This is a genomic window from Azospirillum sp. TSH100 (genome assembly GCF_004923295.1).
Lineage (GTDB): Bacteria > Pseudomonadota > Alphaproteobacteria > Azospirillales > Azospirillaceae > Azospirillum.
This window is the reverse complement of record NZ_CP039634.1, coordinates 2,573,230-2,599,302: the sequence shown is the minus strand read 5'-3', so window position 1 is coordinate 2,599,302 and position 26,073 is coordinate 2,573,230. Positions and strand designations below refer to the sequence as shown.

The 26,073-nt window shown below is 67.5% G+C and carries 29 protein-coding genes and 1 pseudogene; 13 read left to right on the top strand and 17 right to left on the bottom strand.

Translation table 11 applies throughout. From position 1 onward, the window contains the following. Positions 1 to 49 precede the first annotated feature (49 nt). Positions 50 to 493 carry a MaoC family dehydratase gene (locus E6C72_RS12310; protein WP_109086076.1) on the bottom strand — a complete coding sequence of 148 codons (444 nt, stop codon included), beginning with the start codon at positions 491 to 493 and terminating at the stop codon, positions 50 to 52. 129 nt (positions 494 to 622) lie between these two features. Between E6C72_RS12310 and E6C72_RS12305 the strand changes: the two genes are divergently transcribed. Beyond that, complete coding sequence (locus E6C72_RS12305; protein WP_109086075.1) at positions 623 to 1,228, top strand: TetR/AcrR family transcriptional regulator; 606 nt, start codon at positions 623 to 625, stop codon at positions 1,226 to 1,228. 87 nt (positions 1,229 to 1,315) lie between these two features. Here the strand turns inward: E6C72_RS12305 and E6C72_RS12300 are convergent, their stop codons facing one another. From E6C72_RS12300 to E6C72_RS12275, 6 genes are all read right to left on the bottom strand, one after another. After that, positions 1,316 to 1,642 (bottom strand): DUF1153 domain-containing protein, encoded by a 327-nt coding sequence (locus E6C72_RS12300; protein ID WP_085089750.1) that lies wholly within the window; start codon positions 1,640 to 1,642, stop codon positions 1,316 to 1,318. A gap of 189 nt (positions 1,643 to 1,831) precedes the next feature. Next, positions 1,832 to 2,584: a flagellar hook assembly protein FlgD gene (locus tag E6C72_RS12295; protein ID WP_109086074.1), complete on the bottom strand. Its 753-nt coding sequence runs from the start codon at positions 2,582 to 2,584 to the stop codon at positions 1,832 to 1,834. 81 nt (positions 2,585 to 2,665) lie between these two features. After that, positions 2,666 to 4,528 carry a flagellar hook-length control protein FliK gene (locus E6C72_RS12290; protein WP_247875732.1) on the bottom strand — a complete coding sequence of 621 codons (1,863 nt, stop codon included), beginning with the start codon at positions 4,526 to 4,528 and terminating at the stop codon, positions 2,666 to 2,668. 303 nt (positions 4,529 to 4,831) lie between these two features. Further along, complete coding sequence (locus E6C72_RS12285; RefSeq protein WP_109086072.1) at positions 4,832 to 5,341, bottom strand: flagellar basal-body protein; 510 nt, start codon at positions 5,339 to 5,341, stop codon at positions 4,832 to 4,834. Further along, entirely contained in the window at positions 5,334 to 5,705 is a 372-nt protein-coding gene (locus E6C72_RS12280) for a rod-binding protein (RefSeq protein ID WP_247882056.1), read from the bottom strand. Before E6C72_RS12280 ends, E6C72_RS12285 begins: the two co-directional genes overlap by 8 nt. A gap of 5 nt (positions 5,706 to 5,710) precedes the next feature. Continuing rightward, a complete protein-coding gene (locus E6C72_RS12275; RefSeq protein ID WP_109086070.1) occupies positions 5,711 to 6,856 on the bottom strand; it encodes a flagellar basal body P-ring protein FlgI in 1,146 nt (381 codons plus the stop codon). A gap of 230 nt (positions 6,857 to 7,086) precedes the next feature. Here E6C72_RS12275 and E6C72_RS12270 point away from each other — a divergent pair, with 230 nt between their 5' ends. The 3 genes from E6C72_RS12270 (at position 7,087) to E6C72_RS12260 (ending at position 8,573) form a co-directional block, all read left to right on the top strand. Next, positions 7,087 to 7,512: a flagellar assembly protein FliX gene (locus tag E6C72_RS12270; RefSeq protein WP_109086069.1), complete on the top strand. Its 426-nt coding sequence runs from the start codon at positions 7,087 to 7,089 to the stop codon at positions 7,510 to 7,512. A gap of 211 nt (positions 7,513 to 7,723) precedes the next feature. Next, positions 7,724 to 8,143, top strand: coding sequence for an RNA polymerase-binding protein DksA (gene dksA / locus E6C72_RS12265; protein WP_012974451.1), 420 nt, complete (start codon positions 7,724 to 7,726; stop codon positions 8,141 to 8,143). A gap of 211 nt (positions 8,144 to 8,354) precedes the next feature. Then, positions 8,355 to 8,573: a DUF6494 family protein gene (locus E6C72_RS12260; RefSeq protein ID WP_109086068.1), complete on the top strand. Its 219-nt coding sequence runs from the start codon at positions 8,355 to 8,357 to the stop codon at positions 8,571 to 8,573. Between the two features lie 4 nt (positions 8,574 to 8,577). Here the strand turns inward: E6C72_RS12260 and E6C72_RS12255 are convergent, their stop codons facing one another. After that, the gene (locus E6C72_RS12255; protein ID WP_109086067.1) at positions 8,578 to 9,699 is read right to left on the bottom strand and encodes an ATP-grasp domain-containing protein; all 1,122 of its coding nucleotides are present in this window, start codon (positions 9,697 to 9,699) and stop codon (positions 8,578 to 8,580) included. A gap of 215 nt (positions 9,700 to 9,914) precedes the next feature. Between E6C72_RS12255 and E6C72_RS12250 the strand changes: the two genes are divergently transcribed. Together E6C72_RS12250 and E6C72_RS31755 are read left to right on the top strand one after the other, a co-directional pair. Further along, complete coding sequence (locus tag E6C72_RS12250; RefSeq protein ID WP_109086066.1) at positions 9,915 to 10,064, top strand: DUF1289 domain-containing protein; 150 nt, start codon at positions 9,915 to 9,917, stop codon at positions 10,062 to 10,064. An 83-nt stretch (positions 10,065 to 10,147) separates the two neighbouring features. Continuing rightward, a complete protein-coding gene (locus E6C72_RS31755; RefSeq protein ID WP_158280169.1) occupies positions 10,148 to 10,312 on the top strand; it encodes a hypothetical protein in 165 nt (54 codons plus the stop codon). A 189-nt stretch (positions 10,313 to 10,501) separates the two neighbouring features. Here the strand turns inward: E6C72_RS31755 and flgH are convergent, their stop codons facing one another. Genes flgH through flgF form a run of 4 tightly spaced genes read right to left on the bottom strand, consistent with a single transcriptional unit; the run spans position 10,502 to position 13,656 of the window. Then, on the bottom strand, positions 10,502 to 11,266 hold the full coding sequence (flgH, locus tag E6C72_RS12245; protein WP_199228760.1) for a flagellar basal body L-ring protein FlgH: 765 nt from the start codon (positions 11,264 to 11,266) through the stop codon (positions 10,502 to 10,504). A 13-nt stretch (positions 11,267 to 11,279) separates the two neighbouring features. Further along, the gene (gene flgA / locus E6C72_RS12240; RefSeq protein WP_109086065.1) at positions 11,280 to 12,056 is read right to left on the bottom strand and encodes a flagellar basal body P-ring formation chaperone FlgA; all 777 of its coding nucleotides are present in this window, start codon (positions 12,054 to 12,056) and stop codon (positions 11,280 to 11,282) included. A 60-nt stretch (positions 12,057 to 12,116) separates the two neighbouring features. Beyond that, positions 12,117 to 12,902 carry a flagellar basal-body rod protein FlgG gene (gene flgG, locus E6C72_RS12235; RefSeq protein WP_109086064.1) on the bottom strand — a complete coding sequence of 262 codons (786 nt, stop codon included), beginning with the start codon at positions 12,900 to 12,902 and terminating at the stop codon, positions 12,117 to 12,119. A gap of 31 nt (positions 12,903 to 12,933) precedes the next feature. Then, on the bottom strand, positions 12,934 to 13,656 hold the full coding sequence (gene flgF / locus E6C72_RS12230) for a flagellar basal-body rod protein FlgF (RefSeq protein ID WP_109086063.1): 723 nt from the start codon (positions 13,654 to 13,656) through the stop codon (positions 12,934 to 12,936). 528 nt (positions 13,657 to 14,184) lie between these two features. Between flgF and E6C72_RS12225 the strand changes: the two genes are divergently transcribed. From E6C72_RS12225 to E6C72_RS12210, 4 genes are read left to right on the top strand one after another with little or no spacing between them, the layout of a single operon-like run. Beyond that, positions 14,185 to 14,739, top strand: a complete 555-nt coding sequence (locus tag E6C72_RS12225) for a flagellar basal body-associated FliL family protein (RefSeq protein ID WP_109086062.1) — start codon at positions 14,185 to 14,187, stop codon at positions 14,737 to 14,739. A gap of 28 nt (positions 14,740 to 14,767) precedes the next feature. Then, entirely contained in the window at positions 14,768 to 15,841 is a 1,074-nt protein-coding gene (gene fliM / locus E6C72_RS12220; RefSeq protein WP_085089732.1) for a flagellar motor switch protein FliM, read from the top strand. Then, entirely contained in the window at positions 15,838 to 16,467 is a 630-nt protein-coding gene (locus E6C72_RS12215; RefSeq protein ID WP_109086061.1) for a DUF6468 domain-containing protein, read from the top strand. Before fliM ends, E6C72_RS12215 begins: the two co-directional genes overlap by 4 nt. Continuing rightward, entirely contained in the window at positions 16,464 to 17,465 is a 1,002-nt protein-coding gene (locus E6C72_RS12210; protein WP_109086060.1) for a MotE family protein, read from the top strand. Before E6C72_RS12215 ends, E6C72_RS12210 begins: the two co-directional genes overlap by 4 nt. A gap of 59 nt (positions 17,466 to 17,524) precedes the next feature. On the opposite strand, the gene parC is transcribed toward E6C72_RS12210, so the two are convergent. Then, positions 17,525 to 19,750, bottom strand: a complete 2,226-nt coding sequence (parC, locus tag E6C72_RS12205; RefSeq protein WP_109086059.1) for a DNA topoisomerase IV subunit A — start codon at positions 19,748 to 19,750, stop codon at positions 17,525 to 17,527. Positions 19,751 to 19,770: 20 nt separating this feature from the next. Then, complete coding sequence (recO, locus tag E6C72_RS12200; protein WP_109086058.1) at positions 19,771 to 20,493, bottom strand: DNA repair protein RecO; 723 nt, start codon at positions 20,491 to 20,493, stop codon at positions 19,771 to 19,773. Positions 20,494 to 20,687: 194 nt separating this feature from the next. Between recO and E6C72_RS32230 the strand changes: the two are divergent. The 3 genes and pseudogenes from E6C72_RS32230 to E6C72_RS12190 form a co-directional block, all read left to right on the top strand. After that, a pseudogene (locus tag E6C72_RS32230) lies at positions 20,688 to 21,932 on the top strand (diguanylate cyclase domain-containing protein); the annotation flags it as partial. Positions 21,933 to 22,029: 97 nt separating this feature from the next. Beyond that, positions 22,030 to 22,818, top strand: coding sequence for a bifunctional diguanylate cyclase/phosphodiesterase (locus E6C72_RS32225; protein ID WP_247875731.1), 789 nt, complete (start codon positions 22,030 to 22,032; stop codon positions 22,816 to 22,818). Positions 22,819 to 22,853: 35 nt separating this feature from the next. Continuing rightward, positions 22,854 to 23,237, top strand: coding sequence for a hypothetical protein (locus tag E6C72_RS12190; RefSeq protein ID WP_085089726.1), 384 nt, complete (start codon positions 22,854 to 22,856; stop codon positions 23,235 to 23,237). Positions 23,238 to 23,267: 30 nt separating this feature from the next. Here the strand turns inward: E6C72_RS12190 and E6C72_RS12185 are convergent, their stop codons facing one another. From E6C72_RS12185 to E6C72_RS12175, 3 genes are read right to left on the bottom strand one after another with little or no spacing between them, the layout of a single operon-like run. Then, a complete protein-coding gene (locus E6C72_RS12185; RefSeq protein ID WP_247875730.1) occupies positions 23,268 to 24,050 on the bottom strand; it encodes an SGNH/GDSL hydrolase family protein in 783 nt (260 codons plus the stop codon). Next, entirely contained in the window at positions 24,047 to 24,856 is an 810-nt protein-coding gene (locus E6C72_RS12180) for a hypothetical protein (protein ID WP_109086057.1), read from the bottom strand. Before E6C72_RS12180 ends, E6C72_RS12185 begins: the two co-directional genes overlap by 4 nt. A gap of 7 nt (positions 24,857 to 24,863) precedes the next feature. Further along, positions 24,864 to 26,051: an OpgC family protein gene (locus E6C72_RS12175; RefSeq protein WP_247875729.1), complete on the bottom strand. Its 1,188-nt coding sequence runs from the start codon at positions 26,049 to 26,051 to the stop codon at positions 24,864 to 24,866. Positions 26,052 to 26,073 lie beyond the last annotated feature (22 nt).

The window sequence follows — 26,073 nt, the reverse complement described above, 5'->3', positions numbered from 1 at the left end:
CCGCATCCCGTCCCGGATGCGGGGGTTTTCTTTTTCAGGGATTGTCTTTTCAGGCGGGTCGGCCGGGGGCCAGCAGATTGGCGGTCATGGTCTGCACCACCTCGTCATTCTGGTTGAAGGTGGTGGTCTTCACCCGCAGCACGCCCTGGTCGGGCCGCTTGGCGGAGCGCCGGGCCTCCAGCACCTCCATCTCGATGCGCAGCACGTCGCCGGGGCGGGTCGGGCGCGGCCAGCCGATCTCATCGACGCCCATCCCGATATAGCCGCCGGCCAACTCGGCATCGCTGCCCACGATCATCCGCATCGTCATCCCGGCGGTGTGCCAGCCGCTGGCCGCCAGCCCACGGAACAGCGTGTCCTTCGCCGCCTCGGCATCCAGATGGAAGGGCTGCGGGTCGAACTTCGCGGCATAGGCGACGATTTCCGCCGCCTCGACCGTCAGCGGTCCGCCGGTGAAGCGGTCGCCCACCGTGACATCCTCGAAATAGCGCATCCCCCGAGTCTCCGTTCTTGATGATACAGACCTGTCTCTTCGTTGCGATGGTAGAGACAGGTCTGTATCATTGTCAATGCTGGGTCAATGCCGGGCTTGGACCCGGCCATACGGGACTGAGGGTGGGGAATGGCCGAGGCTGAGGGCGCAAGGAAGCCGGCGCGCGAACGGATTCTCGACACTGCGGCGGAACTGTTCTACCGCGAGGGCATCCGCGCGGTCGGCATCGACACGATCATCGCCCGGTCCGGTGTGGCGAAGATGAGCCTCTATCGCAACTTCGCCTCGAAGGACGATCTGGTCTGCGCCTATCTGGAGCGCAACATGGCCCAGCATGCCGCCTGGTGGGACCGGGTGACCGCTCGCCATCCCGGCGACCCTTGCGCCCAGATGAAGGCGTTGTTCACCGCCCTCGGCCACTGGATCGACCATCCGAAATTTCAGGGCTGTCCGTTCACCAGCGCTGCCGCCGAACTGCGCGATCCTGCCAACCCCGTCCGGGTGCTGGCGCTTGGCCACAAGCGCATGGTCCGCGATCGCCTGCATGCGCTGGCCGTGGCGGCGGGGGCGGACGACCCGGATCGGCTGTGTGCGCAGTTGCAGTTGCTGATGGAGGGCGCCTATGCCGCCGGCCGCGCCCTGGATCTGGGGCCGGGCAACGAGGCGGTGGCGAGTGCGGCGGCGGCGCTGATTGACGGCGCCTGTGGCGGGGCTTGTGGTCGGAAAATCGGCTGACGAATGCTCCGCCTGTACCGCACCACCCCAAACGCAAAAAGCGCCACGGGCCGATCCCGCGGCGCTTCTTCGACTCATCGCACCGGGTCAGTCAGCGCCGACGCGGTCGCGGACGGACTGGCCGGGGCGGTAGTCCTGCAGCCGGGTGGCGCGCAGGCCCCGCATGCCGTGGCTGTCGATCAGCCGTTGCCAGGACAGGAATTCCTCCACCGACAGCGTATAGCGGCGGCAGGCTTCCTCCAGGCTGATCAGCCCCGAACGGACGCCTGCGACCACTTCCGCCTTGCGGCGCATCACCCAACGCTTGGTGTCGGGCGGGGGAAGGTCGTTTTCGGTCATGGGACGCCCCTCAGGACCAATGACCGATGCACCGGCTGCAGAATCATCGCCGGTGTCGAGTTCGATGAGTGCCATGCGCGGACGCTCCAACCCAAACTGTGGATTCCACGATTTCGGGGTACTGTATGCGCGGGCACTTAACAAATGCCTAAACGAAAGGGTTAACTTTTTATCGGGTGGTAGTTGCTCATCCGGACGGACAGGGTGGTCCCGGCACCCCATCCGTCGAGGTTGGCAGCAATCGGTTCGTGCAACGAATCCGGGTTAGTAGACCGTGGTCAGCTTCGACAGCGGGACTTCGCTGGTGCCGATGTTCAGCACCGTCTCGCCGTCCTTGTTGTTGCCGATACCGGCGACGGTGCCGAAGGTGTAGGTGGTGGTCTTGATGGTGTCGTTCTTGTTCTCCGCCACCGGCGCCACGTTCAGGCGATAGGTGCCGGGCTGCACCGCGCGGCCGTTGTTGTCCTTGAAGTCCCAGCTCACCGCATGCTTGGTGCCGGCGGTGGTTTCGCCGGGCATCGAGCGGACGATGTTGCCGTTGGCATCCAGGATGTCGACGCGCACCGACTTGGCCGAGGTTGCCAGTTCATAACCCAGTGGCGCCTGGGTCATGCCCTGCGTGTACTGGAAATTGTCGCCCTCGAAGGCGACGGTGCGGCCGAGATAGGCGAGGTTGGTCGAGGCGGTGCCGGCGGACTGCAACTGAACCAGCTTGTCCAGGCGGCTGTTGGTGCCGATGTTCTGCTCGACGTTGGCGAAATCGACCAGCTGCTTGGTCATGTCGTTGGTGTCGAGCGGCTTCAGCGGGTCCTGGTTCTTCATCTGCGTGGTCAGCATGGTGAGGAACGTCTGGAAATTGTCGCCCAGCCCTTTGGTCGCCGATGCGGTCTTCTCCGCGTCGGTCTGGGGCGTCTTGCTGGTTTCGGACGCCGTTTTCGACCCGGTGGAGAGACCACCCGAATAGGTGCCGTACTGGTTCAGGGTCGGGCTGGAGGTCGTGTTGGTGGTCGTGGTCATGGCGGTCGTCCTTTATGGCCCTGTCGGCCGAAATCTCTGATGCGAGGGCTGGCTTGCGGCCGGCCCGGGGCGCGGATGTTGTCAGGCGCGGATATCGACGCGCCCGTTGCCGAGCGTCGCGGTGTAGACGGCACTGTCGCCCCCGTCCTCGTCGCCGCCACCGCCGAAGCCGCGGCCGCGCCGACCGGAGCCGGTCCCCTTGCCATCGCCCCGGCCATCACCGGCGAAGGGGTTGCCCTCGCCGCGCAGGCTGAAGTTCAGGCTGTTGGAGTCCGTCTGCAATCCAGCGTCCTGCAAGGCGCGTTCCAGGCCGCGGCTGTCGCGCTGCAAAAGTTCGAGCGTCTGTGCCTTTTCCACCGCCACCGTCGCGTTGACCCGGCCGTCGGCACCGATGTCCAGCTTGATGTCGATCCGGCCCAGTTCGGCCGGATGCAGGTTGATGGTGAACTGGTCGACCTCGTCGGCGACGCTTTTCTTGATGTGGACGGCGATCTGGTCGTGCACGCCCATCGGCATGCCGGCACCGCGCGACGGGCGGAGGGTCGCGGTTGTGGCCTGCGTCTGGTCGAGACCGGGCATGCCGCCCTGACCTCCTTCCATCGCGGCCAGGGCCGGATGGATGTGGGGGCTGGTGGTGGACGCGGAGGAGGAGCCGCCGGTGCTGCCGGTACCCTCGATTCCCTCCAGCGCCTTGGCTGCACCGGCCGTTGCGGCGGCGGTCACCGTCTCGGCCACCGGCGCGGCCGGTGCCACGGCTGGCGCCGGCTGCGGCATCATCGTCTGCGCCTGCGCCTGGGCGTCGTTGCGGCCACCACCCTCGGTGCCGGCCTGCTTGCCGGTCTGTTTGGCCTCGCCGGCCTTCGCCTTGGCGGCGGCCAGCAGATCGGCGAAGCGGTCGGGCAGGGCGGTATCATCGTCGGTCGGCAGGGCCTCGGCACCCGATTGGGCGCCGGCCTCGGCGCCGGCATTGGCCTGGGCGGCGTTCTCCGTCTGCGCGGCATCGGTCTTGCCTGCGGCCTTCGCCCCGGTGTCCGCACCAGTCTGTCCGGCCGCTGCGGCGGTCGCGGCGGCCTGTGCCTGGGCAAGCTGGGCGGCCGGATCGACGGGGCCGGCGGGCCCCTTGGCTCCGGTTGCGCCGGTTCCGGCAGCATCATCGCCAGCGTCGGCGGTCGCGGCGGCGGCCTGTCCGGCCGGCATCAGTCCAGCCAGGATCAGGTCGCTGGCCTGAGGCACCGGCTGCGGCGGAACCGGCTGGGCCAGGGACGGCGGCTGGTTGGCGGCCTGGTCTGCCTGCTGACCCGTGGCCTGCTCGCCGGCCGCATCGCCCCCGGACGTCGCCTCGTCCCCGCCGGCACCATCGGCCTGCTCACCGGCATCGGTCGACACGGTGTCGTCGCTCGCGGCGGCGGTGCCGGCATCGGCGGCCCCGTCAGCCTTCGCGTCGTCGGCCTTGTCCGCCTTCGCCTTATCGGCGCTGGCCTTGGCGCCATCGGTCCTGGACTGGTCCTTCGTCGGCTTCTCTGTCTTGGCCGGGCGGCGATCATCGTGGCGGGCCTCCACCCGGCGGTCGTCATCGGTTTTGCCGGACGTCTCGGCGGCACGGGCCGAATCGGCGGCATCCGGCTGGCGGGGGCTTTGAACGCTCTTGTCGCGGGTCAGGTCGGGCTTCGGTTCGGCGCGCACCGGCTGCCGGCGCTGGGCCTCCGCCGCGCGGGCATCCCTGGCGTCCTTGGCGGCATCCCTGGCGGCGTCCTTTGCCGCCTCCTTGGCGGAATCGCGGGCGGCGGCATCGGCCTGTTCGCGCTTGCGCGCGGCGGCGTCGGCCAGCATGCGGTCCATCATCTTGGAAAACAGGTCGTTCTTCGTCGCCGTTCCCTGGGTCTGCTGGGACTGGCTGAGACCGTCGAACAAGGACGCGGCGATGTTGTTCGATTGGACTTCCATGGAAGGGCCTCTTAGGGACGGCGGAACGCACCGATGGCGATGCGGAGAGATCAATGCAACGGGCGGGCCAACCGCCGCACCCTTCTGTCTGGCCCCAGATCGGGGGATAGGCGGCAGTTCCGGCCGGCTGGCGGGACTTCGACCGGCAAATTCGACCGGGTGGCGGACCATTCTTGCCGCGATTGCCCGCCGTATGAAAAAAAAGCCGCCTCCGTGGAGAGGAGGCGGCCGTCCGAAGACTCTCGGCAATCACGGATGAAGGCGGTCACGGATGAAGGCGGACACCGATGACGGAGGACCGGCTCAAAGCCGGGTGTTCAGCGCCGCCGAGGTGCGCGGCCCGCTGGGCGGCGCGGAATAGCCGCGGCCTCCGCCCATATGGGCGGCATAGGCGGTCGTCGGCGCCTTCTGCTGGCGGGTGATGACGGTCACCACGGTGTCCACCATCACCTTCTGTGCCTCGCCGCCGATGCGCAGCGCCTCGGCATTGTCGGCGGTGGCGGCATAGAGCTTGCCGGTCGCGTCCTTCAACGCGGTCTTCAACTCCTGCGGCAGGGCGATCAGCCCCTCGCGGTCGACGCGCAGCATGCGGCTGATCTCCTCATAGACCAGCGTCATCGGTTGCTTGTCCTTGACGATCTGCGCCAGCTCCTTGGCCGGGCGGCGGGCGCGGACGGCGGCCGCCTCGCGCTCCAGCAGGGTGGTCAGCCGGCCCATCAGCTCGACCAGCGCGACCGCGCGTTCCTGGGCGTTCTTCGGCAGGTTGGCGGCCGGCTTGGCCTGCTGGGGGAAACGAACGTCGACCTTATCCATGGCTGGCCTCCTGGGCGCGAAGAAGCTCTCCGTAAACCTGATTGGCGATGCCGAAACCGCCGCGCTGGGTGATCTGCTTGCCGAACTGCTCGATCAGCATCGGGCGGAACATCTCTTCCCCGCGCCCGCCGCCGAAGGTCTCGTCGGTTCCGATTCCCTCGAACATCGGGCCCAGCATCTGCGACACGAACTGGCTCTCGAACTCGTTGGCCGACTTGCGCAGCTGGGCAAGCTTTGCCGGGTCGGTCTTGGCTTCCAGATCGGAAATCCTTGCCTGGGTGCGCACGCCGTATCCGGCGGCCTGGGCGCGTTCGACGAGAGAGGAACTGCGCGGGGCCGAAGCGGCGGAAAGGGCGGGGCTCATGGACATCAGATCACCTCGATCTCGGCTTGCAGGGCGCCGGCGGCCTTGATCGACTGGAGAATGGCGATCATGTCCCGCGGTCCCACTCCAAGCGCATTCAAGGACTGTACCAACTCCTGCAAGGTCACCCCGGAATTCATCACGGCGAGGCGGTTGTTGGACTGGTCGTCGACCTGGATGTCGGTGCGCGGCACCACCGCGGTCTGGCCCTGGCTGAACGGGCCGGGCTGGCTGACCTGCGGGGTCTCGGTGATGCGGATGGTCAGGTTGCCCTGGGCGATGGCCACGGTGGAGATGCGGACATTCTCGCCCATCACGATCACGCCGGACTTCTCGTCCACCACCACGCGGGCGACCTGATCGGGGGTGATGCGCAGCTGCTCGATCTCCGTCACCAGCCCCACCACGTCGCCGCGCCGCGTCTCCGGCACGTTGATGAGGACCGAGGCCGGATCGGTCGCCTGGGCGCGGTTGCCGCGCAGCTGGATGTTGATGGCGGTCGCCACCCGCTGGGCGGTGGTGAAGTCCGGGTTGCGCAGGGACAGGCGCAGCACCGGCAGCTCCGCCAGCGAGAACTGGATTTCCCGTTCGACGATGGCGCCGGAAGAGATGCGGCCGGAGGTCGGCACGCCGCGGGTCACGCTGGCGCCCTGGCCCTGCGCGGTGAAACCCGACACCGCGATCGGCCCCTGGGCGACGGCATAGACCTCGCCGTCGGCGCCCAGCATCGGGGTGACCAGCAGGGTGCCGCCCAGCAGGCTCTTGGCGTCACCCATCGCCGACACCGTGACGTCGATGCGGGTGCCCTGGGCCGCATAGGCGCCCAGCGTCGCCGTCACCATCACCGCCGCCACGTTCTTGGTGCGCAGGTTGGTGCCGCGGGTGTTGACGCCCATCCGTTCCAGCATGCCCTGCAGGCTCTGCTCGGTGAAGGGCGAGTTGTTGAGGCTGTCGCCGGTGCCGTTCAGGCCCACCACAAGCCCGTACCCGATCAGCATGTTGTCGCGCACGCCCTCGACATCGACGATGTCCTTGATACGGGCGGAGGCGGCCAAAGCCGGTGCGGTCTGCTGGACACCAAACGCCAGCAGGGCGGTCAGCACAGCCAGCACGGCATGGCGGCGCAGAAGGCGAAGGGCGGTGGGGATCATGACGCGGACACTCCTGAACTCGTGCCCATCCCTATACAAACGCCGTGCCAGAGGCCGGGGGCGGCGGCATTCCTCGCATGTCCTGAAAAACGCCCGGAATATGGCGCCTTTCGGTCACAGCCGGCCGGCAATTTTTGCCCGATTGCGGCAAGGCTTGACCGGATGTTAAGGTTGATCCATCTACTGTGTGCGCGTTTACGCATCCTTTACTGCAAACGGTTGCACGGATCATGAAAGTCGAAGGCTCCGGAAACATACGCGGCAGTGGTTCGGTCCGCCGCACCGGCAAGGCCGAAGGCTCGTCCGGCGCTGCCTTCTCCAAGCAGCTGGTGGGAGAGGCCGGTTCCGCCCACGGCGTCAGCGGCACGGCCGCCACCGCCGGGGTTGCGGGGGTGCTGGCCGTGCAGGAGGTGGATGTCACCGACGACGCCACGGCGCGTGCGTCCCGCGGCAAGATGCGGGCGGAAGAGATGCTGGACCGGCTGGAGGAAATCCAGCATGGCCTGCTGTCCGGAACCCTGTCGATGCAGAAGCTGGTCGATCTGGCGAAGGTGGTCCAGACGCGCCGGGCCCAGGTCGACGATCCCAATCTGGCCGAAATTCTCGACGAGATCGATCTGCGTGCACAGGTCGAGCTGGCGAAGCTGACTTCCTGAACCGGCCGGCGATGCCCGCGACCGGGCGACGGCCAGGGGCGGCGCCTGGGGACGGCCCCGAAGGGTCGGCGAATCTGCAACGCTGACAAATCTTTTTATTCCAAGGGCTTGTTTGGTCGTTGCGGGGGCGAACCAATGGGTTGCGGTCGCGCCGTGGCCTGCCTATACTCCGCGCCGCCCGGATCACCCCTTTTTCGCTGGATGCTTTCGGATGACGTCGCCGCTTCTGCCCCAGAACTATTCCCCGTCGGAAGACGAGGAGTTCATGAACCCGATCATGCGGGAGTATTTCCGCCAGAAGCTGCTGCGCTGGCGCGCGGAACTGCTTGCGGAATCCACCGGCACGCTGAACAGCCTCCAGGAAGGCGGTATCCAGGAACCGGATATTGCCGACCGCGCTTCGGCCGAGACCGACCGCGCATTGGAGCTGCGGACGCGTGACCGCGAACGCAAGCTGATCTCAAAGATCGACGCCGCACTCGAGCGTCTGGTCGACGGCAGCTATGGCTATTGCGAGGAGACGGGCGATCCCATCTCCGTCCGCCGGCTGGACGCCCGTCCGATTGCGACCCTGAGCCTTGAGGCGCAGGAACGTCACGAGCGGATGGAACGGACCCAGCGCGACGACTGACAACGCGCGTTGTTCCGGCCTTGCACGTCCACCCGGTGCCGGTGACCGGGGCTGTAGCGTGCCTGAATCCGGAACCTGTCCGACGGAACGGAAAGCGCTGGTCATCGACCGGCGCTTTCGTCGTTTTGGGAGGCCGTCGATTCCAGCTGCCCGGGAACCAATGCCGTCGTCCGCCGGTTCGCACCGGCACACGAATTTCTGGAGGACGGTCATGTACAATGAGGCCTTCAACCTCGGCCTGCGCAAATTCCTGAAGCAGGTCGGCGTCACCTCGCAGCGGGAAATCGAACTGGCCGTCGGCCGGGCACTGGCGGAAGGTCGGCTCGACGGGGTGACGTCCCTGTCCGCGCGCATGGCGCTGACGGTCGACGGCATCGACCTGAGGCATGACGTCACTGGCGAGCTGACCCTGGAGCAGCCGCCGGAGTGATCGGTTACGCGGTGTGGAGCTGCGGGGTGATGGTCAGGATCGCCGCGGTCAGCCGGCGTTCGTTCCATGGCACGTCATGGTCGGCCAATGTCAGATAGCGGCTGTTGGGATCGCGGGTCCATTCGTTCGGGAACAGGGCGATCCGCCTGCCGGCGATCCGTCCGAACACGCCCTCATGGGGCTCTCCCGCCAGGGCCGCCGCCATCGCCCGGCATAGATCGCTGCCGGCCACGCTGCCGAGATGGGTGGTCTGGGTCGGCCGCGCGTTGAATTCCAGAAAGACCGGCGGGCTGCCATCCTCCGGCAGGATTGCATCGATGCCGCCGAACCCGGAATAGCGGGTCAGCTCCACGATCCGTCGGGCCATCTCGATCAGCGCCGGGTGGTCCGCCACCTCGATCACCGAAGCCGGGCCGAATGGTTCTGGCTGATGGTGCAGGGCGGTGTAGGCGAAGCCGTCGAGCATCCGCCCGTCCAGGGCGCAGAAGGAAACCGACGCCGCCCGTCCGGGCACGAATTCCTGCGCGACGACCTGCTGGCCGGCCACTTCCGCAGGTGCGGCGGCGAGCAGCCCGATCGCCTCCTGGGCGCTGGAGACGAGAAACACCCCGTTTCCGGCTGAGCTGCCGTCATATTTCAGCAGGAGAGGTTCACCGAGCCCGACCAGATCGGCCGCTGTGGTGCGTTGCGGATCGACGGCGCGTTGACGGGGGGTCCGGATGCCTGCCGCCGCAGCCGTCTCGACACAGCGCGCCCGTCGCTGCTCCCAGCTTTGGCCGCCGTACCAGCGCTGGATGATCCGCAGGTTGCGGGCGTCGGTGCTGTCCTCCGCCACCCGTTCCCGCAGCCGTCCGGCCAGGCCGAGCACGCGGACAGCCGCCTCCTCGCAGCCGATGATGATATCCGCCCGGAATCCCGCCGCCGCCCGGGCCGCGGTCACGGTCAGGTCTTCGACCGCCAGCCCGGGAGCGAAACAATGGCGGCCGTCGATCTGGTCGCTGAACTCAAGCAGGGAATTCTGCGGGCAGATCACGAAGACGCGGAATCCCGCCGCTTTCAAAGCGGCGGGCATCCTTGCGGTGCCGTACCGATACATCGCGCAGGACACCAGCAGTGCCGTCGGCATGCAAACCTTCGCCTGTGGTATGTCGAGCCGAAGGTTTACTACCTGATGATGGTGTCGGCAATCACAACTCCGGCACCGTCATGGCCCCGCCGGCCATGCGACGGCGGCGAAGGCCCGTTGTCGTCCTTCCCCGTCGAACCGGACAGCTTGAGGCGACGCTGTCTTTCCGTTAGGGATGGCCTGTGATCGCCAACCCTGAGAGAAGCCCCAGTTCCATGAGCGACGATCCCGACTGCCTGGGCATGTGCGCCATCGACGGCGATGTCTGCACCGGCTGCGGCCGCACGCTGGACCAGATCAACGCCGCCCTCGATCGTGCCGACGGCGCCGGCGGCAGCGGCGATAGCGATCCCCCGGCCGGCTGAGCAAGCCCGTCCATCCGCGATCTTCTTCGGCCGCCGCTGTTGCCTTTTCATCGCCAGTCTTGAACTGACCTGAGGAGCACATCATGGCCGACCAGCCCAACCAGCAACCGGCCGACGCCCCGCGCGACGGGCAGCCGCAGAAGCCTGCCGGGGCCGGCAACGGAAGCGGCGCCAAGATCAGCGACGAAACCGAAAAGGCGCAGGAGGAAGCCGCCAAGGACCGTGCCCGGGAGGGCGGCTACCAGTAAGCCGCTACCAGCGGGCAGTAGAGCGGCCCCCCGACGGCCCGGCAGCATCTCCCCGGCACAACCCACCGGGCGGCAGCAATTGCCCATCCGCCAGCGATGCCCGGAGCATCGTCACAGCGGCAGGATGGGCCGCAAGGGGAAGCCCTCCTCCCCCTGCGGTCCATCCTGCCGCGGTCACGTCCACCGTCCTCAGAACGGCATGATGATGTCGTACAGCTGCTGACCGTAACGCGGCTGCTGGACGTCGGTGATCTGGCCGCGGCCGCCGTAGGAGATGCGGGCCTCGGCGATCTTCTCGTAGCTGATGGTGTTCTGGGCGGTGATGTCCTCCGGACGGATCACGCCGTGGATTTGCAGGTCGCGCAGCTCGTAGTTCACCCGGACTTCCTGGTGGCCCTGGATGACCAGATTGCCGTTGGGCAGGGTCTGGGTCACCAGCGCCGCCACCTTCAGCTCGATCTTCTCGTTGCGGTCGACCGAGCCCTTGCCATCGTTCGAGGTGTCGCTCGACAGGTTCACCAGGCTGGAGGCCGATGCGCCGCTCGGCAGGACACGGTTCAGCGTGTCGCCCTCCAGGCCGAACAGGTTCGGCATGCCTGCCTTTTCGGTGTTGGCGCGCGACCGCTTGCTCTCGTTCGAGAGCTTGGCCTGATCGGCGATCGAGATGTTGATCGTCAGGATGTCGCCGACCTTGGCCGCGCGCTGGTCCTTGAAGAAGGCCTTCGCACCGGTCCGCCACAGCGAGTTCGGGTTGCGCTCCGTCGGCAGCGGGGTCGGCATCGGCAGGCTGACCGGCTGGTACCCGGCCTTGGCCTGCGGGTCCTGGATGTTGCTCATTTCCGGGGCCTTGCCGATGTCGGCGATGCGCGAGGCGGCGCCGCAGGCGGTCAGCGAGGTGGCGGCGGTGGCGATCATCGCGAAGCGGATCAGACGGGCGGTCATGGTGGCGGACATTGGAGCTTTCTCCTTACTGCGCGATGGTGCCGGGCTTTGCCACGGCGACGACGTTGGGGCCTGCGACCGTCGCTTCGACGATGCGGTTGGATTGGGTGTTCACGACGCGGATGACCTCGCCCTTGCCGCCATCCTGCAGGGCCTTGCCCTGGGTGGTCAGCGTCATCGACTGCGTCGACAGGGTGATGGTGACCATGGCGCCCTTGTCGACCATGCGCGGCGATTGCAGGTCGCGCAGGCGGACGGGCTGGTTGGTGGACACGCCGCGCTTCGGCGTCATGCCGATCAGCTGCGCGTCGGTGGCGGCGGTGTCGCTGGTGGTCTGGTCGGCGCGCACGTCCTGCCAGTCGATGTCGGCCGGGCCGATGATGTCGCCGGGAATGATCCGGCGCGACAGCACCGGGATCTGCACCACGCCGAAGGCGCGGCCCGACACCGGCAGGCGGACCTGGCTTCCCGTCACCACGATCTCGGCGGCGAAGCGGCCCTGGATCGGGCTGTAATAGAGGTTCTCCACCGCCAGCCCGCCGGCGCCCTGCGGCGCGCGCAGCTCGATCGCGCGGCTGTCCAGTTCCATCTGCAGCCGGCCGGCGGTGATGACCCGCGACAGCGCGTCCGACAGCACCGCCTCCACATGCGGCATCCCATACACCACGTCCGGCGCCAGACCCGTGCCGGCCACGGCCGATGCCGTCGCCGCGGCGGCCTGCCCGATGGCCGGCACACCGGTCAGCAGGGCGGCGCCAAGGATCAGGGCGGGCAGACGGCGGGTGGCGAGGTGGCGGATCATGGCGGTGGTTCCCGGTGTGAAGGCTGAAGCGAGGCGCCGGCGGTGTTGCGGCCTGCGCCGTTACTTCATCTGGCTGGCCTGCTGCATCATCTCGTCGGTGGTCTTGATGACCTTGGAGTTCATCTCGTAGGCGCGCTGGGCGGTGATCAGCGTGGTGATTTCCTGCACCACGTTGACGTTGGAGGTCTCCAGCGCGCCCTGGGTGACGCGGCCGAAGCCGGGAGCGCCGGGGTTGCCGGTCACCGCCTGGCCCGAGGCGCCTGACTCGAGGAACAGATTGTCGCCGGTGGCTTCCAGGCCGGCGGCGTTGGCGAAGGTGGCGAGCTGGATCTGGCCGACATTCTGGGTCGCCGTCTGGCCGTCCAGCTTGATCAGCACCTCGCCCGAAGAGTTGATGGAGATGTCCACCGCGTTGGTCGGGATGGTGATGTTCGGCTGGATCGGATAGCCGTCGGCGGTGACGATCACGCCTTCCGGCGACAGCTTGAAATTGCCGGCGCGGGTGTATGCGGTGTCGCCGCTGGGCAGCGTCACCTGGAAGTAGCCCGATCCGTTGATCGCGACGTCCAGCTTGTTGTCGGTGATGTTCAGGTTGCCCTGCTCCAGCACGCGGGCCACCGCGGCGACGCGCACGCCGGCGCCCACCTGCACGCCGGTCGGCACCACGGTGCCGGCATCGGACGAGGTCGAGCCGATGCGGCGGAAATTCTGGTACAGCAGGTCCTGGAACTCGGCCCGCTGCTTCTTGTAGCCGGTGGTGGTCGAGTTGGCGATGTTGTTGGAGATCGTCTCGACGTTGAGCTGCTGGGCGATCATCCCGGTGGCGCCGATGGCGAGGCTGCGCATTGTGGTCTTCTCCTCTCGTCGTCGGTCTGGATCAGGCGCTGCGGCCCAGACGCTGAAGCATCGTGCGGATCCGCTCGTGTTCGTTGTCCAGCATCTTCTGGGCGGACATGTACTGACGCTGGATGTCGATCATCTGCGTCATCTCGACCACGGGCTTCACGTTGGAACCTTCCAGCAAGCCCTGTGCCACTTTCGTCTCGACCGGCGCCGGCTGCGGCTGCTCGTCGGTGACGTACAGGCCGTTGCCGACCTCGGTCATCATCTGCTCGGTCTTGAAGGTGACGATGTTCAGCTTGGCGACCGGGCCCAGTTCGGTGGAAACCGTGCCGTCGCCGCTGACCTTCACGTCGCTGGTGCCGGCCGGCAGGGTGATGGGCTGACCGTTGTTGGACAGCACCGGCAGGCCGCCGGCATCCACCAGCTGGCGCTGGTCGTTCAGGCGGAAATTGCCGGCGCGGGTGTAACGCGGGCCGCTGGCGGTATCGACGGTGAAGTAACCCTGGCCGGTCAGCGCCAGGTCCAGCGGGTTGCCGGTCTGGGTCATCGGACCATTGGACAGGTCGCGCACCACCGCACGGTCCTGGACGAAGCTGACCTTCTCGTGCAGGCCCGGCTTTTCCAGGAATTCGGTGAACAGCATCCGCTGGTTCTTGTAGCCGGTCGTGTTCATGTTCGCGATGTTGTTCGACGTCACGTCCAGCTGGCGTTGCAGCGCCATCTGGCGCGACATGGCGACGTAGATCGAATTTTCCATCTTGCGGCCTCTTCACCTTGCGAACGGATCGAACGACAGCGTCCGACCGGCGAAAAGGGTATTGCAGGCGGCGTGCCAACTTCACCGAGGCCCTGGAATCCTCAGGCTTCGGGCAAGCCGGGGGCGGTCCCGCCGGGTGGGGCAGGGGATGCCGGGCAGAATCTGCCGGGGGGAGGGCCTTCCTTGCCGGGTTCCATCGGGCAAGACTCTCCCGTTCCCGCCGCACGGGAGGTGCTGCGGGGCAATGGTCGGCGGCCCCACAAATCCCAAAGGGGACGGCGGGCGGCCGAGGGCGGAGTCCGGGCCTGATCGCGTTCCGATCCGATGGCGGAAGCGGTTCGGGCACGGACTGCCGGGCAGACCCAATCAAGAACCGTGCCGAAAAGGTGACAGAGGGGGGAAACCCGCCCGTCCGGGGCGGTCCATTCCCCACTCGAAAGGAGTTATTAACTATCCCAAAAGTAGCTTTGGCAGGGTCAGGCGGTGGATGCCTGAGCCGTCGCGTACCTCGAACGATCCCAGGATGTCATGGCTGCCGAAACCGACGCCGGTGAACTGACCGACGGCCTGCCCCGGAAGAAATTCAGTGGCAAGAAACTGGTCCTGTTCGTCGTTCTGCCCCTGGTCCTGCTGATCGGCGCCGGTGCGGGCGTCTATTTCTCCGGCCTGCTCGATGGGCTGCTGGGGAAGGAGAAGCCGGCGGAGGAGGGGGAGCACGCCGCGGCCAAGGAAGGCGAACATGGGGCGGAGGCCGGCAAGGGCGACGCCGCCCATGCGGCGCCGATCTTCTACGACCTGCCGGACATGCTGGTGAACCTGAACACCGGCAACAAGCGTCCCGCCTTCCTGAAGATCAAGATCTCCATCCAGCTGTCGAAGCCGGAGGATGTCGGGGCGGTGGAGCATGTGCTGCCGCGCATCATCGACAACTTCCAGGTCTATCTGCGCGAATTGCGGCTGGAGGATCTGCGTGGCTCCGCCGGCATGTACCGGCTGCGCCAGGAACTGCTTCTGCGCATCACCGCCGCCGCATTTCCGGTGAAGGTGAAGGACGTGCTGTTCAAGGAAATGCTGGTCCAGTGAGGGCCCGGTCAGGTGGGGATGGGGGCCGATGAGCGACACCGGTGAACTGAGCGAAGAAGAACGGCTTGCCGCCGAATGGGCGGCATTGGCCGAGGACAGCGGCGACGTCGGCGACATGGGCGGCGGCGGGTCGACGCGCGTCCTGAACCAGGACGAGATCGACAGCCTGCTGGGCTTCGACCAGGGTGGCGCCGGCGACGGCGACAACTCCGGCATCATGGCGCTGGTCAACTCGGCGCTGGTCAACTACGAACGCCTGCCCATGCTGGAGGTGGTCTTCGACCGCCTCGTCCGCATGATGTCCACCTCGCTCCGCAACTTCACCTCCGACAATGTCGAGGTCAGCCTCGACCAGATTTCCTCGGTGCGTTTCGGCGATTACCTGAACTCCATCCCGCTGCCGGCGATGCTGTCGGTCTTCAAGGCGGAGGAGTGGGACAATTACGGCCTGATGGTCGTCGATTCCGCGCTGATCTATTCGATCGTCGACGTGCTGCTGGGCGGCCGGCGCGGCACGGCGGCGATGCGCATCGAAGGCCGTCCCTACACCACCATCGAACGCAACCTCGTGGAACGCATGGTCCATGTGGTGCTGTCCGACCTGTCCGCCGCCTTCGATCCGCTGTCGCCCGTCACCTTCCGTTTCGACCGGCTGGAGACCAACCCGCGCTTCGCCACCATCGCGCGTCCCGCCAACGCGGCGGTGCTGGTCAAGCTGCGCATCGACATGGAGGATCGCGGCGGCCGGCTGGAGCTGATGATCCCCTACGCGACGCTGGAGCCGGTGCGTGAGCTGCTGCTCCAGATGTTCATGGGCGAGAAGTTCGGCCGTGACTCGATCTGGGAAACCCACCTGGCCTCCGAGCTGATGGTGACGGACGTCGACCTCTCCGCCGTGCTGGACGAGGTGACGATGACCCTGCACGACGTGCTGAACTGGCGCGTCGGCACCCGCATCCTGCTGAACGCCACCCCCGACGGCGCCATCGAGCTGCGCTGCGGCGACGTGTCGATGTTCCAGGGGCGGATGGGGCGCAAGGGCGGGCACATCGCCGTCCGCCTGGAAAAGGAATTGCCCAAGCAGGAGGTCATGAGGCTATGAGTCCGCTGGTCTCCATCATCATCGACGTCGTGATGGTCGGCCTGCTGGCCGCGACCATCGCCTACGCGATCATCCTGAACCGGCAGATCATCGCACTGCGCGAAAGCCGCGGCGAGATGGCCGAACTGATCCAGGGACTGAACGACGCGATGGCGCGGGCGGAGACCGGCGTGCGCACGCTGAAGAGGACGGCGGGCGACACCGGCGAGGATCTTCAGCGTACCGTCACCAAGGCGCAGACCCTGCGTGACGAGCTGGAATTCATGATCGAGGCGGCCGACGCGCTTGCCAACCGCCTGGGCAATGTCAGTGAGCGGGACGGTGCGCGCCGTGATGCCGGGCGCTCCAATGCCGTGGCTCCGGCGCTGGCGTCGCGCGCTCCGGCCAAGGCGCCGCTGGTGGCGCCGCGTCCGGCTCTGCGCAGCCTGCCGGTCGAGGACGACCACGCCCATGACGACCACGCCCCGCCGCCGGCCCGGCTGGACGCGCCGCCGCGCCGCGCCGCCGCCCGTGCCGAACCGCCGGCCGAGGCGCGCGACCCGATCACCCGTGACGGCGAAAGCTTGTCCAGGGCCGAACGCGAACTGCTTCAGGCGATCGAGAATGCCGGCAAGGGGATCGGATGAGCATGCGCACCAGTGACGGCAAGCCCGCTGCGGCGGGGAACGAAGCCAAGGTGGTGATCCGTCCGGCCGGCGCCGCCCCGACCGGCGTCCGCACCTCTCCCACCCTGGCCGCCCAGCAGACCCAGCAGGCGCAACTGCCGGCGGTCCGCCCGGCGGCGGGGAAGGTTCCGGCCAAGGCTTCGGCGAAGAAGGGCAAGGCCAAGGCGAAGGCGCGCAAGCCGGCGACGCCGCGCGTGCCGCTGACCGAACGGCTGCGGGCGCGGGTGCGCGGCTTCCGCTTCCGCCTGCTGCCGCTGACCATCTTTGTCGCGGTGATGATGCTGGGCGTGCGGGTCGGCGATTTGTGGCGCCTCGCCACCCACGACGCGCGCCTGCCGGACTTCCCGGTCAGCCTGGCCCAGGGGCCGCAAAGCTCCACCCCGGCGACGCCTCCCATCCAGATGGCCCAGGGGCAGGTGCCGGCGGCGACCAGCAAGCCGGCCGGCAAGGACGCCCCGCCGGCTCCCGGCGGGGCGAGCGGCCCGGCGAACGCTCCGGTGGCCGCGGCCAACGCGCCGCTGGCTCCGCTCGGTCCGATCGACAATCAGGAACTGCTCCAGCATTTCGCCGAGCGCCGGGCCGAGATCGAGCGCCGCACCAAGGAGATGGAACAGCGCGAAGCCCTGCTGGCCGCCGCCGAGAAACGGATCGACCAGAAGGTGGCGGAGATGGAGAAGACCAAGTCCGACATCCAGAAGCTGATGGCCCAGGGCGACGAGAAGCAGTCGGCCCAGCTGGAAAGCTTGGTGAAGATCTACGAAACGATGAAGCCGAAGGAAGCGGCCCGCATCTTCGAGGAACTTGACATGCCGGTGCTGCTGGGCGTCATCCAGAAGATGAAGGAACAGAAGACCGCGCCGATCCTGGCGGCGATGGACCCGGTGAAGGCCAAGGAAGTCACCTCGGCCCTGGTCGAACGGCGCGTGCCGCTGACGGCGACGGTCACGACGCCGAAGTAGGGGCGGTTACACCCTCTCCCCGGTGGGGAGAGGGGATCCTCTGTCTGTTTCCCCAACCCTCACATAAACCTATTGTTCTTCGGGAACCCGTTCGGCGGCATCTTGCCCTGGCCGGCGCGGTCGCCCATCCAGCCGGTCAGGTCGGTGACGACGAAGTTCCGCTCGCCGTTCTTCCAGCTCAGGCCCTCGGCCAGCGTGAAGGTCTTCACGTCGGCGACGCTGGCATCCTTGTATTTCTGAAGCTGGACGCCCTTGCCGCGGGTCATCACCGGGATCTGGTCCAGCGGGAAGACCAGCATCTTGCGGTTGTTGCCGATGATGGCGATCGTATCGCCGGTCACCGGCTGGCAGATGCGGGCCGACTTGCCGTCCTCCAGGTTCAGCACCTGCTTGCCGGCGCGGGTCTGGGCCAGCACCTCCGCCTCATCGACGCGGAAGCCGCGGCCATCCTCCGACACCACCAGCAGGGTGCGGCCGGGCTGGTGGCGGAACAGGTCGACGATGTCGACGTCGTTGCCGAGGTCGATCATCAGCCGGACCGGCTCGCCGAAGCCGCGGCCGCGCGGCAGCTTGTCGACGCCGATGGTGAAGAACTTGCCGTTGCTGGCGAAGACCAGAAGCTTGTCGGTCGTCTCGCACCGCTCGATGAAGCCGCGCTCGTCGCCGTCCTTGTACTTCACGTCCTCCGCCTCGGCATCGGTCAGATGGCCGCGCACCGTGCGGATCCAGCCCTTGGCGGAGCAGATGACCGTCACCGGCTCGCGCTCCACCAGCGCGTCCAGAGGCACCTCGATCACCGTCGGCGCGTCGGCCACATCGGTGCGCCGCTTGCCGAGCGCGCCGCTGCCGAACTTCTTCTTGATCTCGGCGACACCCTCGGCGATCCGCTTCCAGCGCAGGGTCTCGTCGCCCAGCAGCTCCAGCAGGCCGTTCTTTTCCTTGGTCAGCGTCTCGTGCTCGCGCCGGATCTCCATCTCCTCCAGCTTGCGCAGGTTGCGCAGCCGCATGTTGAGGATGGCGTCGGCCTGCACGTCGGTCAGCGTGAAGGCGCGGATCAGCTCCTGCTTCGGCTCGTCCTCCTCGCGGATGATACGGATGACCTCGTCCAGATTCAGGTACGCGGCGAGATAGCCGCCGAGAACCTCCAGCCGGTGGTCGATCTGCTTCAGCCGGTGGTTGGAGCGGCGGACCAGCACCTCGTGCCGGTGGTCGAGGAAGGCCTGGAGCACCTCGCGCAGGTTCATCACCCGCGGCACATGGTCGGCGCCCAGCACGTTCATGTTCAGCGAGAAGCGGATCTCCAGGTCGGTCGCCTGGAACAGCGAGGCCATCAGCACCTCGGGATCCACGTTCCGGTTCTTCGGCACCAGGACGAGGCGGACATCCTCCGCCGATTCGTCGCGGACGTCGTCCAGCAGGATCAGCTTCTTGGCCAGCAGCAGCTCGGCGATCTTCTCGACCAGCCGGGCCTTCTGCACCTGATAGGGCACCTCGGTGACGACGATCTGCCAGGTGCCCTGGCCCAGCTTCTCCACCTCCCAGCGGGCGCGCAGACGGAAGGCGCCGCGGCCGGTGCGGTAGGCTTCGATCACATTCTGCCGCGACTCGACCAGCACGCCGCCGGTGGGGAAATCGGGCCCTGGCATGAAGCCGACCAGCGTTTCGATCGACGCGTCGCGGTGCTTGATGAGGTGGCGCAGCGCGTCGCAGATTTCGCCGACATTGTGCGGCGGGATGTTGGTGGCCATGCCGACGGCGATGCCGCTCGACCCGTTGGCCAGCAGGTTGGGGAAGTTGGCGGGCAGCACCGCCGGCTCGTCGCCGTCGCCGTCATAGGTCGGGCGGAAATCGACCGCGTCCTCGTCGATGCCCTCCAGCAGGGCCTTGGCGACCTCGGTCAGGCGGGCTTCGGTGTACCGCATCGCGGCGGCGTTATCGCCGTCGATGTTGCCGAAATTGCCCTGGCCGTCGACCAGCGGATAGCGGACGGAGAAATCCTGCGCCAGCCGGACCAGCGCGTCATAGACGGAGGTGTCGCCGTGCGGATGGAACTTGCCGATCACGTCGCCGACGACGCGGGCCGACTTCTTGGGCGGTGTCGTCGGTTCCAGCCGGAGCTGGCTCATGGCGAACAGCAGCCGCCTGTGCACCGGCTTCAGCCCGTCGCGCACGTCGGGCAGCGAGCGGGACATGATGGTGGACAGCGCGTAGCTGAGATAGCGCTCGCCGAGAGCGTCGGCCAGCGGCTTTTCCAGAATTTCGGAGGCAGGGTTTTGCGGCTTCATGACACGGGGGTTTAGCAGTTTCAGCCGGAGCGCGCTACCGCGTTCGCGTAACGTTCTCTCAAGCGCTCACGCGCGGGCGGCAGCGGCCCGTTCAGCACGTGGCGTTCCAGGAAATGCGCGGTCAGCCGCAGCCCGTCGGCCACCGCCGCGGGACCGCCGCCACCGCGTCCGGCCAGGAAATCGGGCAGGGGAAGCAGCCGGTCGCGGTAGGGTTCCCCCACCGATGCGGTCACCGCTCGGCCGGTGCGCGGGCTGACATAGGCGAGATAATCGTTGGCCCCCGACACCGCGCAGCGGTCGAGATCGAGGCCGAATCCAAGCTCCGCCAGCAGCCCGATCTCCCACCGCACATAGGTCTCGGCCCAGGCCGGCCCGTCCAGCAGGTCGAACAGGGCGAGCAGCCCGTCGAACAGGGCGGGGTGGGCTTCCCGCTCCGGCAGGGCCGCCTCGACAAGGGCGCAGGCGCTGATCAGCGCGGCCAGCGCCTGCGCGTCGTCGAAGAAGTTGGCGGCGTAGCCCTTCACCGGTTCCAGGGTGAAATGGCCGAGATGTTCCGGCAGCCGGCCGCGCCAGCGGACATGGACCAGGGTTCCCGGCTCCAGCGTGCCGCGCTGGCGTACCGACCGCCCGCCCATCACCATGCCGGCATGGCGGCCGTGTTCGCGCGTCAGCAGAGTCGCGACGGCGGACCCTTCCCCCTGCGGGCGGGCGGACAGAACGATTCCCTGATCGGACCAATCCATCGGTGCCGGTTTCGGATGAGGTGGCGAGCTATCCTAATATAGGAAAAAATTTCGCCGAAGGAACCCTCCGCAAGCTGGATAAACTGTGTGTGCGGAGCATTTATGGTTTCTTCACGCAAATGCCATTATGATCGAAAGCTCAACGGTGGGAGACCCCACCAATCGCTGACCGCCGACGGGTTCGACGAGGGGTCTTGAACACCAACATCGACCGATATCTGCTGGCGGAAAAGGCCGGAACCGAAGGCGTCTGGGATTGGGATCTTCGCAGCGACACGCTGTATCTTTCCCCGCGCTTCAAGGAATTCCTCGGGCTGCCGCCGGGCGATCCGGGCCGGGAATCCAACCGGCCGAACGACTGGCTCTCGCTGGTCCACCCTGAGGACGTCGACTGGCTGCATGCCTCGTTCGAGGCGCAGATGGTCGGGTTGTCCGTCCCCTTCCAGATCGAACACCGGGTCCGCCGCGCCGACTCCGTTCCGGCCGCGAAACCGCATTGGCGCTGGCTGGTCTGCCGCGGCATGGCGGTGATGGATGATGCGGGTGAGCCGATCCGGCTGGTCGGCTCGGTCGCCGACATCACCGACCGCAAGCATGCCGAGCAGGAGCTGCGCCGCAGCGAGGAACGCTATGCGCTCGCCGCCGCCGGGGCGGCCGACGGGCTGTGGGACTGGCTGATCGACAGCGGCGAGATTTACTACTCGCCGCGCTGGAAGGCGATGCTCGGCTTCGAGGATGCCGAGATCGCCGGCACCATCGACGAGTGGTTCCAGCGCGTGCTGCCGGGCGATCTGGACGGGCTGCGCACCGCCATCACCCTGCATCTGACCGGTGAGCGCCCGCACCTCCAGCATGAATTCCGCATCCGCGACAAGGCCGGGCAGGAGATGTGGATGCTGGTCCGCGGCCTGGCGGTGCGCAACGACAAGGGCTGCGCCGTCCGCATGGCCGGCTCGATGACCGACATCACCGCGCGCAAGACGGCCGAACGGCAGATCCTGTTTAACGCCGTGCATGACAGCATGACCGGCCTGCCCAACCGGACGCTTCTGCTCGACCGCATCGGGCAGGCGCTGGACCGCAACCGCCGCTCCGGTGCCCGGCCCTTCGCCACCATCATCATCGACCTCGACCGCTTCAAGGCGATCAACGATGCGCTCGGCAGCAGCGCCGGCGACCGCGTGCTGCGCATCGTCGCCAAGCGCCTCGACACCAGCCGCCATGCCGGCGACACGCTGGCCCGCCTGTCGGCCGACGAGTTCGCCGTGCTGGTCGATGATCTGGACGATGCCGGCGACGCGCTGGAGGCGGCGGAGCGGATGGCCCACGCCATCTCCCGCCCGGTGACGCTGGAGGACGGGCACGACGTCGTCCTGACCGCCTCCATCGGCGTGGCGCTGAGCCAGACCGGCTACGACCGGGCGGAGGACATGCTGCGCGATGCCAGCCTCGCCATGTACCGTGCCAAGAGCGGCGGACGGGCGCGCATCGACGTGTTCGACGCCAATCTGCGCCGGCAGGCGATGGCCGCCGCGGATGGAGGCCGACCTGCGCGCAGCACTGGAGCAGGGCCAGCTCTGCCTGCATTACCAGCCCATCGTCCTGCTGGAGACCGGCGCCATCGCCGGTTTCGAGGCGCTGATGCGCTGGAACCATCCCGAGCGCGGCCTCGTCCCGCCCGCCGAGTTCATCCCGCTGGCCGAGGAAACCGGCCTGATCGCCCCGATGGGCCGCTGGGCGCTGGGCGAGGCGGTGCGGCAACTGGCGGCTTGGCAGGCCCGCTTCCCCCGCGCCACTCCGCTGTTCATGAGCGTCAACGTCTCCACCCGCCAGTTCCGCGACGACGACATCGTCGGCGCCGTGCGCGACCTGCTGGACGAGGTGGCGATCCCGCCCTCCAGCCTGAAGCTGGAGCTGACCGAAAGCCTGCTGGTGCAGGATCCGGACGAATGCCGGATGCTGATGCAGAGCCTGCGCGACATGGACGTGCGGCTGTCGATCGACGATTTCGGCACCGGCTATTCGTCGCTTGCCTATCTGCACAAGCTGCCGGTGGATGTGCTGAAGATCGACCGCAGCTTCGTCCGCGCGGTGTCGACGGGGGAGGGCAACGCCGCGATCGTCCAGGTCATCGCCGGCCTTGCCACCATTTTGCGGCTGGATTGCGTGGCGGAAGGGGTGGAAACGGCGGACGAAGCGGTGTATCTGCGCGGTCTGTGCCAATATGCCCAAGGCTATCACTTCGCCCGCCCGGCCCTGCCGGAGGCGGTGGAGCGGTTGCTGGTTGCCGAGGACGCGCACATTGTCCTGCCAGCATCGGCGTAAGCCGTTGCAAGCTGTCGTTACTTGGAGTTTGCCTGATGTCGGACCGCAACTGCGGTGAATGCACCCTCTGCTGCAAGCTGATGGGCGTGCCGGAACTGAAGAAGCCCGCCGCGAAGTGGTGCGCGTCCTGCGACCAGGGCAAGGGCTGCTCGATCTATGAAGAGCGGCCGCAATCCTGCCGTAACTTCCAGTGCTTCTGGCTGATGGACGAGAATTTCCCCGACGAGTTCCGCCCCGACCGCATCCATGCGCTGGCTGCTTTCAACGACGTCAAGGACAGCTGCGTCCTGCATGTCGACCCGGCAAAGCCGCGTGCCATGGGCAGCCCCGAGGTGCAGGCGTTGACCGATGCCCTGCTGAAGGTCTACTCCAAGGTGTTTTTCCTCTGCGGCAAGGAAAGCGCGATGATGCAGCGCTGAGGGGATGGGGCGGCGGGCCGCCCCGGCCTTTTACCGCTGAAGTCCGCTGTTGTGGACGTTCACCGCGTCCTCGATGCCGGCCGCCAGCATGCGGGCGACGCAGTCATAGCCGCCGTCGTTCTGGTGGACGCCGTCCGGCCCGATCAGGTCGGCCATGGTCATCCCGCGCGTCTCCACCAGCGACCGCATCACCTCGAAGCGGTGGAACAGGCCGATGTGAGTGTCGCCGGCGATCGCGGCGATGCGGGCCAGCATCGGGGCGACCCCGGTCTTCTCCAGCATCTTCGGGGCGTATTGCAGGTCCATCAGCACCACATCGACCCCGGCGGCGCGCAGCCGCGCCACGCCCTGGCGCACCGAGCGTTCGCTCAAGCCCTGGTCGCCGTCGCGCAGCACCGTGTTGGCGCCGACCTGCCAGATCACCAGATCGGGCTTGGCGCCCAGCGCATCGGTTTCGATCCGCTTTTCGGTCTGGTCGTCGGTCTCGCCGTTGACGCCGCGGTTCAGCACCGCGATGTCGGCGTTGCGGAACCGCTCGCTCAGGTAATGGTCGAGCCGGGCCGGATAGGCCTTGTCGGGCGAACTCGCCCCCGCCCCGGCGGTGGAGGACGATCCGATGGCGACGATCCGGATCGGCGTGCCCGTCGCGATGCGCTGCGACAACTGCGGCAGGGGCACCGACAGCGCCGAGGCGCTGCGCGGCAAGTGGCAGCCTGCGCCCGCTGCCGGTTCGGCGGCGAAGGCCGGGGCGGAAAGGGTGACGGCGGCGATCAGCGACAGGGCACGGACGGCGGACGACAGGACAGACTTCAATTGCTCGCTCCGGTGCGTCGGCCGATCGACAGGGGATCGATCATCGTCGTGACGCTTTGCGCCAGCAATTGTCCGATGCATTGGTGAACGAATTCATAAGCACGCTGCTTCGCCTCGTCCGATTCGCCGGCGAAATCGACCCGGCCGTCCTCCACCCAATGCCGCATGATGTCGTAGCGCGGGAAGTGGAAGACATCGGAACTCTGGGCCAGCCAGGACATGTAGGACACGTAGGGCGCGAAGTCGATCAGCTGGGCGGTGTGCATGCTGTACTGCATGTCCATGATGACGATGTCGGCGCCGCGGCGCTGCACCTCGGCGATGCCGGACTGGAGCGCTGTGCCGAAGCTTTCCAGATCCACGCTGCGCATGGCGTCGACCGTGCCGGTCTGCCAGACGACCAGCGCCGGCCGCTGCTCCTCCACCGCCCGGGTCAGCGGGGCGACCATGGCGGGGGCGGCTTCGCCGGGAAGGCTGAGCACGGCGGTGCTGACCTCACGGCCGGGCAGGCGGAGCTTCAACTCGCCTTCCAGCCGGGCGGGATAGCCGACGGCGCCTGGCTTGGGCGGCGATTTGGCGGAATGGACGACCAGCACCGACAGCGGCCGGCCGGCGGCCAGCTGCGCCGACACCCGCGGCAGCCCGCTGCCGGGCGCGAGCACGGACTCCGGCACGGCGCAGGCGGGATCGACGGACGCGGCAATGCTTGGAGCGGCATTGGCGCGGCCCGGCGACGCGAAAAGCGCGGTCGCCAGCAGGATCGCCGTGACCGTCAGCACCCGCCCCAGCACCCGGCCTAGCGCCATACCCCCCTCATGTGTTCATCTTGGTCGTGGCGGCGACCCTTTGGCCCCGCGCCCGGCCCGCCGACTGGTACCAGTTCAGGAACCGCGCCATCAGCACCATCGCGGCGATGCCGAGCACGGTAACAAGGAACTGGGCGGAAAGCGAGCCGCTGACATTGACCAGCACGGTCTGTCCGGCGAAGGACAGCAGCACGCCCAGGCAGAACACGTTCAACGACTGCCTGCCGCAGGCGAGCACCGGGGAGGCCAACGGCCCGCGCAGCCAGGACGCTCCCGCCGGCACCAGCCACAGCACCAGATAGACCAGCGCGAAGAAATGCAGCAGGCGCAGCGGATCGAGGTCGGTCTTGCTGATGGGATACAGGATCTCGGTCAGCCACACCGGGATCACCGCGTGCAGCCGGGCGAATTTCCAGGACAGCGTCAGGAACAGGCTGGCCAGCAGGATCAGGCCGGCCGCCGCCGCCACCGGCCGGCGGAAGCGGGTCAGCGCCGCCCGCAGGTCCGGCTGGAATTGCAGCGAGGCACCCAGCACGAACAGGAACTGCCAGGTGAAAGGGTTGAAGTACCAGACGCCGCCGTCCGGATAGGTCGGCAGGTTCCATCCCCACTGCCGAGCTGCGAGGTACAGCGCGCCGGACCCTGCCAGCACGCCCAGCGGACGGCGGCGCAAGGCCGGCAGCAGCAGCGGGAAGCCCAGCAGCAGCACGATGTAGAGCGGCAGCACGTCCAGGTTGGCCGGCCGGAACTTCAGCAGGATGGCCTGGGTCAGGGCGGTGACGGGATCCTGGAAATAGCCGGCGATGCCCATCTCCTCCGCGAAAAGCGGACTGTCGAAGGCGCGGGCGGTATAGGCGATCTGGGTGGTGTAGGCGAAAAACAGGATGATGTAGGTGGCGTACAGCGTCCAGCAGCGGTGCAGCACCTGCGCCGCCGCCATCGGCATGCCTTGCCGCTCCAGCGTGCGGCCATAGACCAGCGCCGCGGTGTAGCCGGAGATGAAGACGAAGATTTCCGTGGCGTCGCTCAGCCCGAAATTGCGCGGCGTCGCCCAGGAGATCTGGTTGGCCGGAATGTGGTTCACGAAAATGAACCACAGCGCCAGGCCACGGAAGAAATCCAGCCGCAGGTCGCGTGCGGCCGTCTCGGTCCCGGTCTCCGCCGCAGTCCCGCCTTTCATGGCCGCCTCGGTCATGGCCGTCCAACCCGCAAATGCC

Bases quoted from the DNA above. Each gene is read 5' to 3' on its own strand.
- E6C72_RS12310 (WP_109086076.1), bottom strand. From the start codon at position 493: ATGCGCTATTTCGAGGATGTCACGGTGGGCGACCGCTTCACCGGCGGA.
- E6C72_RS12305 (WP_109086075.1), top strand. From the start codon at position 623: ATGGCCGAGGCTGAGGGCGCAAGGAAGCCGGCGCGCGAACGGATTCTC.
- E6C72_RS12300 (WP_085089750.1), bottom strand. From the start codon at position 1,642: ATGGCACTCATCGAACTCGACACCGGCGATGATTCTGCAGCCGGTGCA.
- E6C72_RS12295 (WP_109086074.1), bottom strand. From the start codon at position 2,584: ATGACCACGACCACCAACACGACCTCCAGCCCGACCCTGAACCAGTAC.
- E6C72_RS12290 (WP_247875732.1), bottom strand. From the start codon at position 4,528: ATGGAAGTCCAATCGAACAACATCGCCGCGTCCTTGTTCGACGGTCTC.
- E6C72_RS12285 (WP_109086072.1), bottom strand. From the start codon at position 5,341: ATGGATAAGGTCGACGTTCGTTTCCCCCAGCAGGCCAAGCCGGCCGCC.
- E6C72_RS12280 (WP_247882056.1), bottom strand. From the start codon at position 5,705: ATGAGCCCCGCCCTTTCCGCCGCTTCGGCCCCGCGCAGTTCCTCTCTC.
- E6C72_RS12275 (WP_109086070.1), bottom strand. From the start codon at position 6,856: ATGATCCCCACCGCCCTTCGCCTTCTGCGCCGCCATGCCGTGCTGGCT.
- E6C72_RS12270 (WP_109086069.1), top strand. From the start codon at position 7,087: ATGAAAGTCGAAGGCTCCGGAAACATACGCGGCAGTGGTTCGGTCCGC.
- dksA (WP_012974451.1), top strand. From the start codon at position 7,724: ATGACGTCGCCGCTTCTGCCCCAGAACTATTCCCCGTCGGAAGACGAG.
- E6C72_RS12260 (WP_109086068.1), top strand. From the start codon at position 8,355: ATGTACAATGAGGCCTTCAACCTCGGCCTGCGCAAATTCCTGAAGCAG.
- E6C72_RS12255 (WP_109086067.1), bottom strand. From the start codon at position 9,699: ATGCCGACGGCACTGCTGGTGTCCTGCGCGATGTATCGGTACGGCACC.
- E6C72_RS12250 (WP_109086066.1), top strand. From the start codon at position 9,915: ATGAGCGACGATCCCGACTGCCTGGGCATGTGCGCCATCGACGGCGAT.
- E6C72_RS31755 (WP_158280169.1), top strand. From the start codon at position 10,148: ATGGCCGACCAGCCCAACCAGCAACCGGCCGACGCCCCGCGCGACGGG.
- flgH (WP_199228760.1), bottom strand. From the start codon at position 11,266: ATGTCCGCCACCATGACCGCCCGTCTGATCCGCTTCGCGATGATCGCC.
- flgA (WP_109086065.1), bottom strand. From the start codon at position 12,056: ATGATCCGCCACCTCGCCACCCGCCGTCTGCCCGCCCTGATCCTTGGC.
- flgG (WP_109086064.1), bottom strand. From the start codon at position 12,902: ATGCGCAGCCTCGCCATCGGCGCCACCGGGATGATCGCCCAGCAGCTC.
- flgF (WP_109086063.1), bottom strand. From the start codon at position 13,656: ATGGAAAATTCGATCTACGTCGCCATGTCGCGCCAGATGGCGCTGCAA.
- E6C72_RS12225 (WP_109086062.1), top strand. From the start codon at position 14,185: ATGGCTGCCGAAACCGACGCCGGTGAACTGACCGACGGCCTGCCCCGG.
- fliM (WP_085089732.1), top strand. From the start codon at position 14,768: ATGAGCGACACCGGTGAACTGAGCGAAGAAGAACGGCTTGCCGCCGAA.
- E6C72_RS12215 (WP_109086061.1), top strand. From the start codon at position 15,838: ATGAGTCCGCTGGTCTCCATCATCATCGACGTCGTGATGGTCGGCCTG.
- E6C72_RS12210 (WP_109086060.1), top strand. From the start codon at position 16,464: ATGAGCATGCGCACCAGTGACGGCAAGCCCGCTGCGGCGGGGAACGAA.
- parC (WP_109086059.1), bottom strand. From the start codon at position 19,750: ATGAAGCCGCAAAACCCTGCCTCCGAAATTCTGGAAAAGCCGCTGGCC.
- recO (WP_109086058.1), bottom strand. From the start codon at position 20,493: ATGGATTGGTCCGATCAGGGAATCGTTCTGTCCGCCCGCCCGCAGGGG.
- E6C72_RS32225 (WP_247875731.1), top strand. From the start codon at position 22,030: ATGGAGGCCGACCTGCGCGCAGCACTGGAGCAGGGCCAGCTCTGCCTG.
- E6C72_RS12190 (WP_085089726.1), top strand. From the start codon at position 22,854: ATGTCGGACCGCAACTGCGGTGAATGCACCCTCTGCTGCAAGCTGATG.
- E6C72_RS12180 (WP_109086057.1), bottom strand. From the start codon at position 24,856: ATGGCGCTAGGCCGGGTGCTGGGGCGGGTGCTGACGGTCACGGCGATC.
- E6C72_RS12175 (WP_247875729.1), bottom strand. From the start codon at position 26,051: ATGACCGAGGCGGCCATGAAAGGCGGGACTGCGGCGGAGACCGGGACC.